Source organism: Humibacter ginsenosidimutans, assembly GCF_007859675.1.
GTDB lineage: Bacteria > Actinomycetota > Actinomycetes > Actinomycetales > Microbacteriaceae > Humibacter > Humibacter ginsenosidimutans.
This window is the reverse complement of record NZ_CP042305.1, coordinates 3,628,303-3,644,541: the sequence shown is the minus strand read 5'-3', so window position 1 is coordinate 3,644,541 and position 16,239 is coordinate 3,628,303. Positions and strand designations below refer to the sequence as shown.

16 protein-coding genes are annotated in these 16,239 nt (G+C 68.5%); 11 read left to right on the top strand and 5 right to left on the bottom strand.

Annotated features, from left to right (window positions below):
• Nucleotides 1–15: 15 nt before the first annotated feature.
• Nucleotides 16–1,380, bottom strand: coding sequence for a cystathionine beta-synthase (locus FPZ11_RS16835; protein ID WP_146322207.1), 1,365 nt, complete (start codon nucleotides 1,378–1,380; stop codon nucleotides 16–18).
• 147 nt (nucleotides 1,381–1,527) lie between these two features.
• On the opposite strand from FPZ11_RS16835, the gene FPZ11_RS16830 reads away from it, so the two are divergent.
• Nucleotides 1,528–2,202 carry a metal-dependent transcriptional regulator gene (locus FPZ11_RS16830; RefSeq protein WP_146322206.1) on the top strand — a complete coding sequence of 225 codons (675 nt, stop codon included), beginning with the start codon at nucleotides 1,528–1,530 and terminating at the stop codon, nucleotides 2,200–2,202.
• On the opposite strand, the gene FPZ11_RS16825 is transcribed toward FPZ11_RS16830, so the two are convergent.
• On the bottom strand, nucleotides 2,186–3,292 hold the full coding sequence (locus FPZ11_RS16825; protein ID WP_367889405.1) for an MFS transporter: 1,107 nt from the start codon (nucleotides 3,290–3,292) through the stop codon (nucleotides 2,186–2,188). The two genes, FPZ11_RS16830 and FPZ11_RS16825, sit on opposite strands and share 17 nt — an antisense overlap.
• A gap of 478 nt (nucleotides 3,293–3,770) precedes the next feature.
• On the opposite strand from FPZ11_RS16825, the gene FPZ11_RS16820 reads away from it, so the two are divergent.
• The 10 genes from FPZ11_RS16820 (at nucleotide 3,771) to FPZ11_RS16775 (ending at nucleotide 13,230) form a co-directional block, all read left to right on the top strand.
• Nucleotides 3,771–4,448 (top strand): GntR family transcriptional regulator, encoded by a 678-nt coding sequence (locus FPZ11_RS16820; RefSeq protein ID WP_146322205.1) that lies wholly within the window; start codon nucleotides 3,771–3,773, stop codon nucleotides 4,446–4,448.
• 271 nt (nucleotides 4,449–4,719) lie between these two features.
• The gene (locus FPZ11_RS16815) at nucleotides 4,720–6,015 is read left to right on the top strand and encodes an ABC transporter substrate-binding protein (RefSeq protein WP_146322204.1); all 1,296 of its coding nucleotides are present in this window, start codon (nucleotides 4,720–4,722) and stop codon (nucleotides 6,013–6,015) included.
• A 109-nt stretch (nucleotides 6,016–6,124) separates the two neighbouring features.
• Nucleotides 6,125–7,141 carry a carbohydrate ABC transporter permease gene (locus tag FPZ11_RS16810; protein ID WP_246846336.1) on the top strand — a complete coding sequence of 339 codons (1,017 nt, stop codon included), beginning with the start codon at nucleotides 6,125–6,127 and terminating at the stop codon, nucleotides 7,139–7,141.
• Complete coding sequence (locus FPZ11_RS16805) at nucleotides 7,138–8,058, top strand: carbohydrate ABC transporter permease (protein ID WP_146322202.1); 921 nt, start codon at nucleotides 7,138–7,140, stop codon at nucleotides 8,056–8,058. The genes FPZ11_RS16810 and FPZ11_RS16805 overlap by 4 nt, the downstream gene beginning before the upstream one ends.
• A gap of 2 nt (nucleotides 8,059–8,060) precedes the next feature.
• The gene (locus tag FPZ11_RS16800; protein ID WP_246846334.1) at nucleotides 8,061–8,300 is read left to right on the top strand and encodes a hypothetical protein; all 240 of its coding nucleotides are present in this window, start codon (nucleotides 8,061–8,063) and stop codon (nucleotides 8,298–8,300) included.
• 196 nt (nucleotides 8,301–8,496) lie between these two features.
• On the top strand, nucleotides 8,497–9,846 hold the full coding sequence (locus FPZ11_RS16795) for an ABC transporter substrate-binding protein (RefSeq protein ID WP_146322201.1): 1,350 nt from the start codon (nucleotides 8,497–8,499) through the stop codon (nucleotides 9,844–9,846).
• Nucleotides 9,847–9,919: 73 nt separating this feature from the next.
• Nucleotides 9,920–10,879, top strand: coding sequence for a carbohydrate ABC transporter permease (locus FPZ11_RS16790; protein ID WP_146322200.1), 960 nt, complete (start codon nucleotides 9,920–9,922; stop codon nucleotides 10,877–10,879).
• A gap of 2 nt (nucleotides 10,880–10,881) precedes the next feature.
• On the top strand, nucleotides 10,882–11,718 hold the full coding sequence (locus tag FPZ11_RS16785; protein WP_146322199.1) for a carbohydrate ABC transporter permease: 837 nt from the start codon (nucleotides 10,882–10,884) through the stop codon (nucleotides 11,716–11,718).
• Entirely contained in the window at nucleotides 11,715–12,791 is a 1,077-nt protein-coding gene (locus FPZ11_RS16780) for a LacI family DNA-binding transcriptional regulator (protein WP_146322198.1), read from the top strand. The genes FPZ11_RS16785 and FPZ11_RS16780 overlap by 4 nt, the downstream gene beginning before the upstream one ends.
• 28 nt (nucleotides 12,792–12,819) lie before the next feature.
• Nucleotides 12,820–13,230, top strand: coding sequence for a RidA family protein (locus FPZ11_RS16775; RefSeq protein ID WP_146322197.1), 411 nt, complete (start codon nucleotides 12,820–12,822; stop codon nucleotides 13,228–13,230).
• A 32-nt stretch (nucleotides 13,231–13,262) separates the two neighbouring features.
• On the opposite strand, the gene FPZ11_RS16770 is transcribed toward FPZ11_RS16775, so the two are convergent.
• The 3 genes from FPZ11_RS16770 to FPZ11_RS16760 form a co-directional block, all read right to left on the bottom strand.
• Nucleotides 13,263–14,567, bottom strand: coding sequence for an MFS transporter (locus tag FPZ11_RS16770; RefSeq protein ID WP_146322196.1), 1,305 nt, complete (start codon nucleotides 14,565–14,567; stop codon nucleotides 13,263–13,265).
• 5 nt (nucleotides 14,568–14,572) lie between these two features.
• On the bottom strand, nucleotides 14,573–15,082 hold the full coding sequence (locus FPZ11_RS16765) for a MarR family winged helix-turn-helix transcriptional regulator (protein WP_146322195.1): 510 nt from the start codon (nucleotides 15,080–15,082) through the stop codon (nucleotides 14,573–14,575).
• A gap of 70 nt (nucleotides 15,083–15,152) precedes the next feature.
• Nucleotides 15,153–16,001, bottom strand: coding sequence for a helix-turn-helix domain-containing protein (locus FPZ11_RS16760; protein WP_168203889.1), 849 nt, complete (start codon nucleotides 15,999–16,001; stop codon nucleotides 15,153–15,155).
• Nucleotides 16,002–16,239: the final 238 nt, after the last annotated feature.

Below are 16,239 nucleotides of genomic sequence, written 5' to 3'. Positions count from 1 at the left end.
TTGCGGGTGGGAGTGTCAGCGGCTGAGGAATGCCAGCAGATCGGCGCGCGTGATCACCGAGACGGGCTTGCCGCCGTCGATCACGAGCAGCGCGTTCGCGTCGCCGAGCGCCGCGCGCGCCTCGGCGACCGTCTCGTTCGCGCCGATCAGCGGCAGCGGCGGAGCCACAACGCTGCCGACGCTGTGAGACATGGTGACCTCGCCGGTGAACACGAGGTCGAGCAGGGTCCGCTCGTCGAGCGATCCGACGACCTCGCCGATCACGACCGGCGGCTCCGTGCTCAGTATCGGCAGCTGGCTCACGCCGTATTCGGCCATGATCGCGATCGCGTCGTGCACGGTGTCGGTGGGATGCGCGTGCACCAGGTCGGGCAGATCGCCCGACTTCGTGGCGATCACGTCGCGCACCGTGGCCACGCCGTTCACGTCGCTGAAGCCGTATGAGCGCATCCACGAGTCGTTGAAGATCTTGCCGAGGTAGCCGCGTCCGCCGTCGGGCAGCAGCACGACGACCACGTCATCGGGGCCGAGATCGCGTGCGGCGCGCAGGGCGGCGACCACGGCCATCCCGCTGGAGCCGCCGACGAGCAGGCCCTCCTCACGGGCGAGCCTGCGGGTCATGGCGAACGAGTCGGCGTCGGAGACGGCGATGATCTCGTCGGGCACGGAGGGGTCGTAGGCGCTCGGCCAGAAGTCCTCGCCGACACCCTCGACCAGGTAGGGACGCCCGGTGCCGCCGGAGTACACCGATCCCTCGGGGTCGGCGCCGATGATGCGCACCCGGCCCGCTGACACCTCCTTGAGGAAGCGCCCCGTGCCTGTGATCGTGCCGCCGGTGCCGACACCCGCGACGAAGTGCGTCACGCGGCCGTCGGTGTCGCGCCAGATCTCCGGACCCGTCGTCTCGTAGTGGCTGCGCGGCCCGTTCGGGTTGGCGTACTGGTTGGGCTTGTACGCGCCGGGGATCTCCGTCACGAGCCGATCGGAGACGCTGTAGTACGAGTCGGGGTCGTCTGGTGCCACCGAGGTCGGCGTCACGTGGATCTCCGCGCCGTAGGCCGTGAGCACGTTGCGCTTGTCCTCCCCCACCTTGTCGGGCAGCACGAAGATGCACCGGTATCCGCGCTGCTGGGCGACGAGCGCGAGCCCGACGCCCGTGTTGCCGCTCGTGGGCTCCACGATGGTGCCGCCGGGCTTCAACAGGCCGTCGCGCTCCGCCGCGTCGATGATGCGCTCCGCGATGCGGTCTTTGCTCGAGCCGCCTGGATTGAGGTACTCGACCTTCACGAGCACGGTGGCGTCGATGCCCTCCGTCACTCGGTTCAGCCGAACGAGGGGTGTGTTGCCGATGAGGTCGGTGATGGATGCGGCGAACTTCATGGTGTGCCTGGCGTTTCTGTGATGTCTTCTGCTGGGGTCGGTCGTAGGTGGGATGCCACGCGCACGGCCCTCAGGCGGCGCGGCCTCAGCGACAACAACAGTTCAGGAACACGGGGACCACCCTACGGCATCCCTAGACTGATCCGCATGTCGGTCTCGTCCCTCACGAACGCGGCGCAGGACTACCTCAAGGCCATCTGGTCGGCGACCGAGTGGGAGCAGACCCCGGTCACGGTGACGGCGCTGGCCGCGCGGTTCGGGGTGCGCGCTGCGACGGTGAGCGACGGCATCCGCAGGCTCACCGAGCAGGGGCTCGTGGTGCACCAGCCGTACGGCGCCGTCACGCTCACCGAGACGGGCAGGGCGCACGCCGTCGCGATGGTGCGCAGACACCGGCTCATCGAGACCTTTCTCGTCGAGACGCTCGGTTACCCCTGGGACGAGGTGCACGACGAGGCCGAGGTGCTCGAGCACGCCGTCTCCGACACGCTGATCGACCGCATCGACGCGGCGCTCGGGCATCCGGTGCGCGATCCGCACGGCGACCCCATTCCCACGCCGCAGGGCGATCCGCGCACACCGAACGGACTACGGCTCACCGCCGCCGAGCCGAGCCGGCCGATGCGCATCGTGCGCATCTCCGACGCCGACCCCGCTGTGCTGCGCTATCTCACCGAGCACGGCATCGGCCTGGATGCCCGTGCCACCCTCGTCGAGACCCGCCCGTTCGCGGGCGACGTGGTGGTCTCCATCGACGACGCCGCACCCATCACGATGGGCGCCGTGGCCGCAGAGGCCATCTGGGTCACCTCCGCCGCGTGAGGACGTCGCCTGAAGCGGCCGCCGCAGGCTCCTCCTCGGCCTCGACGCGCTCGCTCGGCACCAGCGGCACCGCCACCACGGGAGCCAGCGCCACCGCCGCGAACGCGAGCGGGTAGCCGACCACAGTGATGAGCGCACCCACCGCGGGACCCACGATGGAGGCGGCCAGGAACTGCCCGGTGTTCTGCACGCCGAGCGCGCGGCCCGACCAGTGCTGGCCGGCCAGCTCGGCGACGGCGGTGTAGGCCAATCCGTTGTCGGCGACGGTGATGGTCGCCGCCACGATCAGCGCGGCGGCCCCCAGCCATGCGGGCGCGAGCTCGCTCGCCGCCAGCAGCACCATCACGGCCGCCGCGCACCAGGCCACCCAGCGCAGCGGACGCAGCCTGCTTCCCACGCGATCCGAGAGCACGCCGATCGCGACGCGTCCCAGCGCGCCGACGAACTGCGCGACGCCCACCACTATGCCGGCGGCCATGGTCGACATGCCACGATCCGTCGTGAGCCACACCAGCCCGAAGATCGAGACCGTGAACTGGGGAACGACCAGCAACGCCGACGCGGCGTGGATGCGCACCAGCGTCGAGGTGCCTCGGTACGGGTTCGCGGGGCGGGCCGAGGCATCCGCTCCCGTGCGCGCGGCTCGCGGCGGGTCGACGATCACGGCGGCGCTCAGCACCGCCAGCACCGCGGTGAGCACCAGCGGGAGCGTCATCGCGGCCGACACGCCGCCCGACGCCGCGAGCGGCGGCACAGCGATCGCCGCGGCCGCCACTCCGAGCGGCTGGCACATCTGCCGGATGCCCATGGCCAGCCCGCGCCGCTCCTTGCGGAACCAGCCCACCACGACGCGTCCGCTCGCCGCGTTCGTGCTCGCGGATGCCGCGCCGCCCAGCAGCAGAAATCCGCCCAGCCCCAGGTATCCCGACGCCGTCATCGCGCCGATCGCGGCGAGCGCGGTGAGCGCCATCCCGCCTGCGATGACCCACCGCTCCCCCACGCGGTCGGTGAGCGCGCCCCACGCCACCAGGGTGAGGACGAGTCCCAGCGTGGGCGCGGAGGCCAGCAGGCCGGCCTGCGCCAGCGGCAACGCCGCGCTGCGTGTGCAGCAGCGGGATGAGGAATGCGGGAGCCGACTGGAAGACGGTGCCCGCCGCCTGGGCGAGCACTGCGGTGCCGAGCATGAGCCAAGGCCGCATCGTTCCCACCTCATGCGCCGAGCCTCGCCCGCCTGCCGTTGTCGTCGTCTCGCCCATCTCACGCTCCTTCAAGGGATACCGTATTGGTATCCCAGTCACCCCGCAACACGCCCCGCTGCCGACAGTGCCCGTCCCCGCCGCCGAGAGTGCGGGTTCCGATCACCGAGCGTGCGCGTTCCGATCACCGAGCGTGCGCGTTTCTGCAGCCGAGAGTGTCGGCTTCCACACCCTCGGCGGGAGGAACAGGCATCCCTCGGCGGTGGGAGAGGGCGCAGCCGAGGCCGCGGCTTCCGCGGCGTTCGGCACGCTCGGCCCATACTTGAACGGGCGAAGCCTTCGTCCGAACACCGAGAGCGGGGACACGCATCCATGCCGAACGCTTCACACGCCCAGACGGTCTACGAGCAGGTGCGGCAGGCCATCCTGTCACTCGACATCGTGCCGGGGGCGCGACTGAGCGAGCGCGGTCTCGAGACCGAGTTCGGCATCTCCCGCACTCCCGTTCGGTCGGCGTTGATCCGGCTGCAGAGCGAGGGCCTGGTCGCCAGGGAGGGGCGCAGCTGGCAGGCGACGCCCATCGATCTCGACGAGGTGGCGTCGCTCGCGGAGTACCGCGAGGCCGTGGAATCGGCTGGTGCCCGGCTGGCGTGCACCCGGGCATCCGATGCCGAGCTCGAGGCGTTCACCACGTCGGCGCAGCGCGGCGGCGACGAGCCGGGCGACGAGCACGCAGGGATGCGCAGGGGCTCCGATTTCCACGAGGGCCTCGCGGCGCTGAGCGGCAACCCCTTCATCGCGCAGGCCGTCTCCGACGCCGTGACGCGCATGGCCAGGGCCAGATGGCTGGAGATGCGCACGGAAGAGGGCCGGGCCGCCGCATGGCGCGAGCACTCCGCCATCGTCGACGCCGTGCGACGCAGGGATGCGGATGCCGCAGCCGCAGCGATCGCGCACCACACGCAGGCCAACCTCGATCGGCTTCTCGCGTCGATCCGCGCGGATCGACGGGCGTTCGGAGCCCGCGGCCTCCGCATCATCGGAGAGTGAACCGCCGCCACTCCAGGCGGTCCAACCTCTGAGCAAAAACCGCAAACGTTTACATTTCTTCAGAGATCCTGCGTATCGTGCCTCTTTGAGGGGTAATGCCGGGCTCATGGTCGAGCACACCGACGGCCGTCACGGGTTCGACGCCACCCCTCACGTGGCACGCGGTTCCGTTCGCGGGATCGCCGCCCGCCAGGAGTCGCCGCGGCGATGACACACAGCCTCGGCGCTCTGACCACAGCACACGACGCATCACGCTCGAAGTGGAGTGAACATGTCAAGAGCGCGCAAGAAAGCCCTCCGTCTGTCCGCGGTGGCCTCGGTCGCCGTCGTCGGCCTCATGCTGGCCGGCTGCTCGAGCGGGGGCGGCGGCGGTTCCGATCCCGTCAGCCAGAACCTCGACGGCAAAGGCCCGATCACCTACGTGCAGGGCAAGGACAACAGCAACGTGATCCGCCCGCTGCTCGCGAAGTGGAACAAGGCGCATCCCGACGAGAAGGTCACCTTCAAGGAGCAGTCCGACAAGGCCGACCAGCAGCACGACGACCTGGTGCAGAACTTCCAGGCCAAGAACGCGAACTACGACGTCGTCGACGTCGACGTGGTGTGGACCGCCGAGTTCGCGGCGAAGGGCTGGCTGCAGCCGTTGACCGGGAAAATGAAGATCGACACGTCGAAGCTGTTCAAGCCGACCGTGGCAACGGGCACCTACAACAACACGCTCTATGCGGCGCCGCAGACCAGCGACGGCGGCCTGCTCTATTACCGCACCGACCTGGTCAAGACCCCGCCCACGTCGTGGGACGAGATGATGAGCGACTGCTCGATCGCGAAGAAGGCGGGCATCGGATGCTATGCCGGCCAGTTCGCGCAGTACGAGGGCCTGACCGTCAACACGGCCGAGGCGATCAACACCGCCGGCGGCACGATCGTCGGCAAGGACGGCAAGACGCCGACTGTCGACTCCCCCGAGGCGAAGAAGGGCCTGCAGCGCCTGGTCGACGCGTTCAAGGACGGCAACATCCCGGCGGATGCCATCACCTACCAGGAGGAGCAGGGCAGGCAGGCCTTCGAGGCCGGCAAGCTGCTCTTCCTGCGCAACTGGCCCTACGTGTACAACCTGGCGAAGACCGACGGTTCGAGCGTCGTGAAGGACAAATTCGCGGTCGCCCCGCTGCCCGGCAACGGGGACGGCAACCCCGGGGCATCCAGTCTCGGCGGCCACAACGCCGCGATCAGCGTGTACTCGAAGCACAAGCAGACGGCGCACGACTTCGTCGAGTTCCTGCAGAGCGAAGAGACCCAGAAGTTCTTCATGACACAGGGCTCCCTGGCGCCGGTGCTCGCCTCGCTCTACGACGACCCCGACCTCAACGCCAAGTTCGGGTACCTCAGCACGCTGAAGAAGTCGATCGAGAGCGCCGTTCCGCGGCCGGTCACGCCGTTCTATCCAGCCGTCACCAAGGCCATCCAGGACAACGCCTACGCCGCGCTCAAGGGCGACAAGAGCGTCGATCAGGCGCTGAGCGACATGGATGCCGCCATCAAGTCGGCAGGCTCGGGAAGCTGACCCGGCGAGGTCGGGTCGGCTGCGGGCATCCGCTCGCCGCCGGCCCGGCCTCTCCCCTCTCGGCCGTCGATGACGAACGGCCGCACGCGTTCACCGGATGGAGGACTGCATGTCGACCCAGGCCGCGGGAGACGTGAGCACGTCGATCGGGGCGCCCCGCCCCGGGAGCAGGCACCGCCGCGGGCAGGCGCGGTGGGCCCTGTGGCTGATCCTGCCCACCATGGCGCTGCTGGCGGTGGTGATCGGCTACCCGATCGTCAGCGCCATCGTCATGTCGTTCCAGAAGGATGCCGGCCTCGACTCCGCCACCGGCATGTTCGTGCAGGGCGGCTTCGCCGGCTTTCAGAACTACGCGCACTGGCTGTTCCAGCAGTGCTCGTCGCCGTCCGGCACCGTGGCCTGCCCACCCGGCAGCCTCGGCGCCCAGTTCTGGAACGCGGTCGGCGTCACCTTCTTCTTCACGGTGGTCACCGTCGTGCTCGAGACGCTCTTCGGGCTGTGGATGGCGATCATCATGAATCGCGCGTTCCGCGGGCGCGGCATCGTGCGCGCGGCCATCCTCGTTCCGTGGGCCATCCCCACGGCGGTGACCGCCAAGCTCTGGTACTTCGTGTTCTCGGCGGCGGGCATCGCCAATGCGCTGATCGGTCAGCGCGTGCTCTGGGTGAGCGGCGAGTGGTCGTCGCGCTGGGCGATCATCATCGCCGACACCTGGAAGACCACGCCGTTCATGGCGCTGCTCATCCTCGCCGGGCTGCAGCTCATCCCCGACGAGCTCTACGAGGCGTCGAAGGTCGACGGCGCGAGCACCCTTCAGCGGTTCTGGCGGGTGACGCTGCCTCTGCTCAAGCCGGCGCTCATGGTGGCGGTGCTGTTCCGCATTCTGGATGCCCTGCGCATCTACGACCTGCCTGCCATCCTCACCGGGGGCGGTGGCGGCAGCGGCAACGCGACGACGACGCTGTCGATCCTGGTCGTTCAGCAGATCAGGCAGGGGCCGAACAGCGCGTCGGCGCTCTCGACCATCACCTTCATCATCATCTTCCTGGTGGCCTTCATCTTCGTGCGGTTCCTCGGCGCCAACGTCGTGCGAACGCAGGAGTCCCAGCAGAAGGGCCGGCTATGAGCGCCGTGGCGGGGCCGGCCACCGCGACGGCCGAGGGACGCGCTCTTCGCACGGGCAGCGTCGGCGTGAACCGGACGGGGCGGCGCAGGCGGCGCAATCAGAGCATCCGCACCGCCATCAGCGCGATCGTCATCGTCGTCTGGTGCATCGCGCCGTTCTACTGGATGATCGTCACCTCGTTCCGCGACGTGGGCTACACCTTCGACAACACGTTCTGGTTCACCCACTTCACGTTCGACAACTACGTGACGGCACTGTCGACCACCCTCGGCAACCATCTGGGCCTCGCGCTGCTGAACAGCCTCATCATCGGCGCCGTGACCACCGTGGTCTGTCTGCTGTTCGGCACGTTCGCCGCGTACGCCCTCGCCCGGCTCGACTTCAGGTTCAAGGGCATCGTCATGGGCATCATCCTCGGCGCCTCGATGTTCCCCGGTGTCGCGCTGTTGACGCCGCTGTTCCAGCTGTTCACGAGCTGGGGCTGGATCGGCACCTATCAAGCGCTGATCCTCCCGGACATCTCGTTCGCACTGCCGCTGACGGTCTACACGCTCACCTCGTTCTTCCGCGAGATGCCGTGGGATCTGGAGGAGGCCGCCCGCATCGACGGCTGCACGTCGGCGCAGGCGTTCCGCAAGATCATCCTGCCGCTGGCGGCTCCCGCGGTCTTCACCACGGCCATCCTCGCGTTCATCGCCAGCTGGAACGAGTACCTCATCGCGAGCCAGCTCACGACGGATGCCACCCAGACGGTCACCGTCGCGATCGCCGGTTTCACGGGCAGCCAGCCGCACCAGGAGCCCTACACCGCCGTCATGGCCGCCGGCGTCGTCGTGACCATTCCGCTCGTCATCCTGGTGCTGATCTTCCAGCGCCGCATCGTCGCCGGGCTCACGGCCGGCGGGGTGAAGGGCTGATCGTGGCGCGCCCGATTCGCCTGCGCAATGCGGCGTCGCCGCACGACCCGCGCGAGGTGCTCGATGTGTTCATCGGAGCCGTCGGGTTCTTCGCCTTCGCGTTCTTCGTCATCACCGTCGTCTGCGAGCTGACGGGGCGGGATGCCCTCGGCTGGGCGCTCACGCTCCTCGCGTTCGTGCTGCTGCTCGCCGCCCTCATCGCGGCACGTCGGCGCATGACACGTCGGTTCCACCGAACCTGAGAGAACACTCCGGAATTCGTTACGCAAGCGTGTGCAGCAAACGCCTGCACCCGCCGTGCCCTCGGCCTAGCGTCGAAATCGTGCCGGGCGAAAAATCCCCGGCGCGACTCGAGCCCCGTTCACGGTGGACTCCGACGCCTTCGCGATGCCGCTGCCTGCCGTCACAGGCCGTGCCGCACAGGAAGGCGAGGAGAACATGTCGAAGAACATCACGCGGACCCTCAGACGTTCCGGGCCCTTCATGAAGGCGGCGGTCGTCGCCACGGCCATCGCCACGGTCGCCGTTCTGAGCGGATGCAGTTCGGGAAGCGGCGGCTCGACGTCGACGTCGAGCGCGTCCGGCAACGCGACGAAGGGCTCCATCACGTGGTGGGCGAGCCCGATCACGACGAGCGGTGCCGACCCGCGCACCGTGCTGATCAGCGCATTCGAGAAGGCGTATCCGAACATCCACGTCAAGCTGATCAGCGCGCCGAACGACACGGACACGAACCGTGCGACGCTGACCACCCAGATCTCCGGCGGCGGCGGTCCCGACGTCTACATGGGCGATGTGATCTGGCCGGCGCAGTTCGGTGCGCACCAGCTCGCCGAGCCGCTGTCGAAATATCTGCCGAAGAGCTACTGGGATTCGTTCGCGAGCGGACTCGTGGCAGGCGCCACCTACAACGGCCAGGTCTACGGAGCGCCGTTCTTCGAGGACCAGGGCTTCCTCTACTACCGCAAGGACATCCTGAAGGCCGACGGCCTCAAGGTGCCGACCACGTGGGAAGAGCTCGTCTCCGACTCGAAGATCGCGCAGTCCAAGGGACAGGTCAAGTACGGCTACGTCTTCCAGGGAGCCAACTACGAGGGTGCGACCTGCAACTTCATGGAGTTCCTCGCTGACGCCGGCGGCAAGGTGCTGAACAGCAAGGCCGACGCGTCGGCACTGAACAGCTCGGCGGCGACCAAGGCACTCACGTTCGAGCAGTCGCTGGTGACCAGCGGCGTCAGCCCGCAGGCGACGTCGACGTTCCAGGAGACGCAGTCGATGAACGCGTTCTCGGCGGGCGACTCGCTGTTCCTGCGCAACTGGGACTACGCGTACTCCACGTCGCAGGCCAGCGGATCCGCCGTGATCGGCAAGGTCGGCGTCGCGCCGATGCCGACCTTCCAGGGCGAGTCCGCTCCCGGCTACTCGAACATCGGCGGCTGGAACCTCTACGTGAACCCGCACAGCAAGAACGTGGCGGCCGACCTCACCTTCATCAAGTGGATGACGGGCAAGGACGCGCAGACCACGCTCGCCACGAAGTTCAGTGAGATTCCGACCAACGCCGCCGTGCGTTCGTCGTCGGAGGTCAAGAACGCCAACCCGGTGCTCGCGATCGTCTCGCAGACGAAGCTGATCGCCCGCCCGTCGCAGACCCCGAACTACCCCGAGGTCTCGCAGGCGATCTACTCCAACGTGAACGGCGTTCTCGCCGGTTCGCTGACACCGCAGGCGGCCATCCAGAAGGCCAACAGCCAGATCAACACCGCCGTCAAGAACGGCGGCCTGTAACAGGGCGCCAGGAGGGCCGGGGCAGCGTCGTCTCGGCCCTCCTCCCGCCTCGGTTCGGGTTGAGGAGACCGCAATGACAACGACGAACGTCGCGGCGCCGGCACGCAAGGGTGGACCGCAACTGGGTGAACGACGCAGGAAGGGCGTCTATCGACGCACCATGGCGCGACTGGGCTGGGGGTTCTCGGCGCCGGCGCTGATCTTCATCGCCGCCGTGACCATCTTTCCGATCCTGTTCTCGGTGGTGATGAGCTTCAGCAACGTCAATGTGCTGGGCAGCGGGTTCCAGATCGACGGCTTCACGCTCGACAACTACGGGGTCGTCTTCAGCAACGCCACCTGGCAGTACGCGCTCGTCTTCACGGTCGGCTACACCGTGGTGACCGTGCTGGTGGAGATCGTGCTCGGCACACTCATCGCACTCGTGCTGGAGCGCCTGGGAGCCGCACGCGGCTGGATGATGGCGATGCTGCTCATTCCGTGGTCGCTGATCACCGTGATCTCCGCCACGCTGTGGGACTACATCTACGACCCGCTGGCGGGTGTCGCGACGCAGATCATCTCGGCGCTCGGGTTCGGGCATCCTGTCATCCTCGGATCGCCTGTCTCGGCGATCATCGCCATGATGGTCGCCGACATCTGGAAGACCACGCCCTTCGTGGCGATCATCGTGCTCGCCGGCCTGGTGATGCTGCCCGGCGACGTGTACGAGGCGGCGGAGCTCGACGGAGCGAACGGCTGGAAGACGTTCTGGCAGGTCACGCTGCCGTTGCTTCGCCCCACGATCGCCCTGGCCGTGCTGTTCCGGGTGCTGCAGGCGTTCGGCGTGTTCGACCTGCCGTTCGTGCTCACCCAGGGCGGTCCGCAAGACGCGACGACCTCGCTGGCGATACTCGGCTACAGAGCCATGTTCACCGACCTCAAATTCGGTCCAGGAGCGGCCGTCGCCACGACGACGGCGGCGCTCGTGGTGCTCGGATGCCTGCTGTTCCTGCGCGTCTTCCGCTCGCAGGTCTCAGAGACGGAGCTGTGACCATGCACCGCAGACGTTCCGTCGGCGCCCGCGTCGGGCTCGCGATCTCCTCGATCCTGGTCGTCATCTTCGTGATGGCACCGATCTACTGGATGCTCGCCACCAGCTTCAAGACAACGGCCGGCGTCTCGGCGAACCCGCCGCAGTGGTTCCCGAACCCGCTCTCCGTCGAGAACTACGTGACCGCGTTCTCGCAGTACAACTTCGCGCAGTACATCCTCAACTCGGTGATCGTCGCCGTCGCCTCCACGATCCTCGTGCTCGCGTTCGGCACCTTCGCCGGCTATGCGCTCGGCCGCCTGCCGATGCGCGGACGCTTCACGATCATGGTGCTGCTGCTGATCATCTCCGTGTTCCCGGCGATCGCGCTGATCGCGCCGCTGTATCTGCTGATGCGCAACCTCGGCTGGCTCAACAGCTACCAGGCGCTCATCGTGCCGTACACGGCGTTGAACCTGCCGTTCGCCATCTGGATTCTGCGCAACTACTTCATCGGCGTGCCGAAGGAGATGGAGGAGACGGCGCGCATCGACGGCGCCGGCCCGTTCCGCACCGTCTGGCAGGTGGTGCTGCCGATGATGCTGCCAGGGCTCTTCACCGCCGGAATCTTCGCGTTCACGGCGTGCTGGACCGAGTTCCTGATGGCACTCTCGTTCAACAGCGCCGATCAGTTCCGCACCATCCCGGTGGGCATCGCCCTCTTCGGCAACGCGCACATCACCCCGTACGGCGTGATCTTCGCCGCCAGCGCCGTCGCTGTCGTGCCCATCGCGGTCCTCGTGCTGGTGTTCCGCAAATCGGTCGTCTCCGGGCTCACCTCCGGCGCGGTCAAAGGATGACCAGAACCGCCCGCCCCTCGACGATCGCGCGCGAGGGGATGCCGTCGCCGACGGCGCGCAGCAGCATCATCGACATCGCGGGTGCCGTCGGCGTGTCTCCTGCGACGGTGTCCCGTGCCCTGCGCGGGCTGCCGAACGTGTCGCAGAGCACACGCGATCGGGTGCAGCGCGCGGCCGACGACCTCGGGTACGTGCGGTCGGCGGATGCGTCTGGGCTGGCATCCGGCCGCACCATGTCCGTCGGGATCGTCGTACCCACGCTCGCCTCGTGGTTCTGCGACGCCGTCATCGAGGGTGTCGACTCGGTGATGAGGCCGGCAGGCTACGACCTCGTGCTGTTCAGCCTCGGCCGGCACGATGGCATCCGCGACAGGGTGCTGCGGCAGACGCTGCGCAGGCGCACGGATGCCCTCATCGCCGTGTGCGCCGATCTCGACGCGGGAGAGCGGCGGCAGCTGGCATCCTTCTCCGGTCCGGTCGTGATCGCCGGCGCGGCGACCCGCGGCCTGCTGCACGTCGCCGTCGACCAGCGCGCGGCGGCGAGGGATGCCGTGCAGCACCTTGTCGACCTCGGGCACACGCGCATCGGGCATCTCGGCGACGCGTACCCGTCGGCGGGATATCGCGCGATCGCCGATCGGCGGCGCGACGGATTCGTGAGCGGCATGGAGACGAACGGTCTCGACCTCCGAGTGGAGTGGTCGACACGCGTGAGCAGTCCCGCCGGCACCCACGAAGCGCTGGGGCGCATGCTGCAAGACCCGTTCGATCGGCCTACGGCGCTGCTCGTCGACTCGGACGAGCGTGCTGCCGAGGTCGTCACCGCGGCCACGGCGTTCGGGCTGCGCGTGCCGGCCGACCTCTCGGTGATCTGCTTCGAAGACCGGGGCCTCGCCCGCCCGTTCCGACTCACGGCCGTGGCGCAGAGCCCGGCGGAGCAGGGGGTGACGGCCGCGAGGATGCTCCTCGCCGACCTCGACTCCCCGCCCGTTCGCCGCCGCTCGGCGACGTTCCCCGTGCACATCGACGTACGCGACAGCACCGCGGCGCCCCAGCCGCCGGCCCCGGCCTGACGTCGGTGGTCGATGCCAGCATCTCGGCATGTCCATCACACTTCTGCAGCCCGACGGCCTCGTGCGCAGCCCCGCCTTCAGCCATGTCGCGATCGTTCCGCCGTCGGCGACGACCGTCTACCTCGGCGGGCAGAACGGTGTCGACGAGACCGGCCGGCTCGTCTCCGACGACATCGGAGAGCAGGCGATCAGGGCGCTCGAGAACGCCGAGGCTGCACTGAACGTGGCCGGCGCCACTCTCGGCGACGTCATCCAGTGGCTCATCCTGTTCGACGAGAGCGCCGATCTCCGCACCGCCTACGGCGCGATCGCCCCGAAGTTGTCGCGCGATGCCGCACCTCCGCTCGTCACCGGTGCCAGAGTGGCCGGCCTCGGCGTGCCCGGCGCACTGATCGAGGTGAGCGCGGTCGCCGCGATCGAGACGACGCCCCCGGCCTGATCGGCCGAGGGCGTCGCGCGGTCGGGGTTCGGTCAGGCCGCGTCGCCGAGCCCGATGGCCTCGGCCTCTTCTTCCGCGTTCTCGATCATGCCGTCGGCGCGACGCAGTGCGCGGCGGCCGATCACGATGATGAGCATCGAGACGACGAGCACCAGGGTGCCGAAGAAGAACGGCACGGCGGCGCCGAACGCGTTGCCGAGCGCGGCGGCGACCGGCGGAGCGATGGCACCGCCGATGAATCGCACCCCGGAATAGGCGGACGACGCGACGGGGCGCGGCAGATCCGTCGCCTCCATCGAGCACTCCGTCAGCACCGTGTTCAGGATGCCGAGGAAGATGCCGCCCACGATCACCAGCACGATGATCGCGACGATCGACTTCACGAAGAGCGCGACGAGCAGCAGGTCGACCGCGAGCAGCGGGATCACGGCGATCAGCACCGTCGAGCGACGCATGCGATTGGTCAGCGCAGGAGCGAGCCAGACTGACGAGATCGCGAGCGCGATGCCCCAGCAGGTGAAGATGAGGCCGAGCGGGATGGCGGCATCCAGTCCCAGGTCGGCGAGAGCGAACGGCGTGTAGGCCAACAGCACGAAGAAGCCCATGTTGTAGAACAGCGCGGCGGAGGCCATCACGCGCAGGCCGGGCTTGGCGAGGCCGCGGAACGGAGCGGTCAACTTGGTCGGCGTCGGCTTGACCTCGTCTTTGCTGCGCAGCATGGTCGTGATGGCGATGAACCCGACGGCCATGAGGGTGGCGGTTCCGAAGAACGGGCCACGCCACGAGATGTTGCCGAGCAGACCGCCGACGAGCGGTCCGAGCGCCATGCCGAGGCCGAGTGCCGCCTCGTACAGGATGATCGCCTGGGAGGCTCCACCCGATGCGGCGCCGACGATGGCGGCGAGCGCCGTGGAGATGAAGAGCGCGTTGCCGAGGCCCCAGCCTGCACGGAATCCGATGATCTCCCACACCGACCCGCTCGCTCCGGCGAGCGCCGCGAACACGACGATGACCGCGAGGCCGATGAGCAGCGTCTTCTTCGTGCCGATGCGCGTCGAGAGCCAGCTCGTGAAGAACATGGCCACACCCGTGATCAGCAGGTAGGTCGTGAACAGCAGCTCGGTCTGCGCCGACGTGGCGTGCAGGCTGTTCGCGATCGCCGGGAGGATCGGATCGACCAGGCCTATGCCCATGAACGACACGACGCAGGCGAAGGCCACGGCCCACACGGCGATGGGCTGCTTGAGGATGCCCTTGCCGCCCGAGTGCTCCGACGGCCCGTGATGCGCGGGAAGGGAGAGGGAATTGGTTTCAGGTGAGGTGTCGGTCTGCGTCATCGGTGTCAGTCGTTCGTCTTTCGCGTCGTCTTCTCGGGGAGGGTGTAAGCCTGCGTGATGCGGGGACGCACGAGGTCGACAGCGCGACGGATGGTGTCGCGCTCGTCGGCGTCGAGGTCGTCGAAAAGGGGCAGCAGCGCCGTGGCGAAACCGTCGCGCCACTCGGCGAGCTGGATGATGCCCTTGGCCGAGATGCCGATCTGCCATGCCCTGGCGTCGTCGGCGTCGGCGATGCGCTTGACCCATTCGCGCTCCACCAGGCCCGCCACGATCTTGGTCATGGTCGGCTGCGCGACCTGGCTCTGAGCGGCCAGCTCGCCGAGGCGCATCGGGCCGGAGGTCTGCAGCACGGCGAGCGTGCGCCAGGTGGCCGGCCCCTCGCTTCCGCCGGCGAGTCGATGGGCCAGTCGCGTCACACGACCGGAGAGCTGGGCCAGATCACCGAGGAGGAATCGCAGTTCGGCCTCGGAGTCCACGCCATCCCGCAGGGGTAGGGAGATCGGTTCCGTCAGCATGCTTCGATTATATATAGCTAGGCTATATATTTGCAAGTCGAGCACCATCTGACCGGACAGAGGGATGCCGTCACGCGGCGCGCAGGGTGCCGTGCCTTCTGCGATAACTCGAGGGGGTCATCCCGGTCTCACGCCGGAAGAAGCGGGAGAAGTACGAAGGATCGTCGAACTCGAGCGTGTCGGCGATCTGGGCGCAGCTCAGCGTGGTGGCCGCGAGCATCCGCTCCGCCTCCAGCCGCACCGCCGAGCGGATCATCGTGCTCGGCGATCGGCCGGTGTCGGCCGTCACCACTTCGGTGAGGTACTTCGGCGTCACCGCCAGCCGCCGTGACCACTCGGCCACCGAGACGGCGACGGTCGGCCGCTCGCGCACCAGCCGCTGGAAGTCGGCGGACACGGTGTGCTGAGGCGGCGCGGGCCGGGCGACCTCGCGCTGGCACACGGTGACGAACGCCGACACCAGGTGGCGCGCGACGACCTCGCGGTCGTCGGCGTCGCCGTCGAGCTCGTCGCGGATCTCGCGCACCAGCCGGTCGAGCCGAGTCGCGGTCGCCGGCGAGGGAGTCGTCATACCGCCCCGCCAGCTCTGCAGGCCGGCACCGCCCTGTGCGATGAGAAAGTCCTCGCGAAACAGCACGAGCGTGCCGTCGACGGGTGTGGCATCCGGATGCCAGCAGTGCACCTGCCCGGGCGCGATCAGGTGCAGAGTGCGCGGCCTGGCCGGAAACTCCGCCGTGTCGATGCGGTGCGTGCCCGATCCCTGCGACAGCCACACCAGCTCGACGAAGTCGTGACGATGCGGCACCAGCGCGTGCGGGCCGGGGCCGTCCTCGAGCATCGAACCGACCAGCACCGAGCCCTGCAGGGTCGTCCATCGCTCTTCGATGTTGTACTCCGCGAACGCGGGCGGTCGGTTCATCGGCGAAACTCCGGTGTCTGGCGAATGAGGCGCCGTGGCCGGCGCTCCATCATCGTGGCCCGCTCGGCACGGGTGCACGAGGTGGGGCGGGGCATCCATCGCCCTCGGGCAACGCTCGTGCGCGCCCGCTCAACGAGCTGGCGTCGGCGAGCCGCACCTGACACCGGCGATCCGTGCGCGGAAGTGCCATTTCTTCCGGTTTGAGTCCATGGATACCGGCCCGCGCCCCGGAATACGG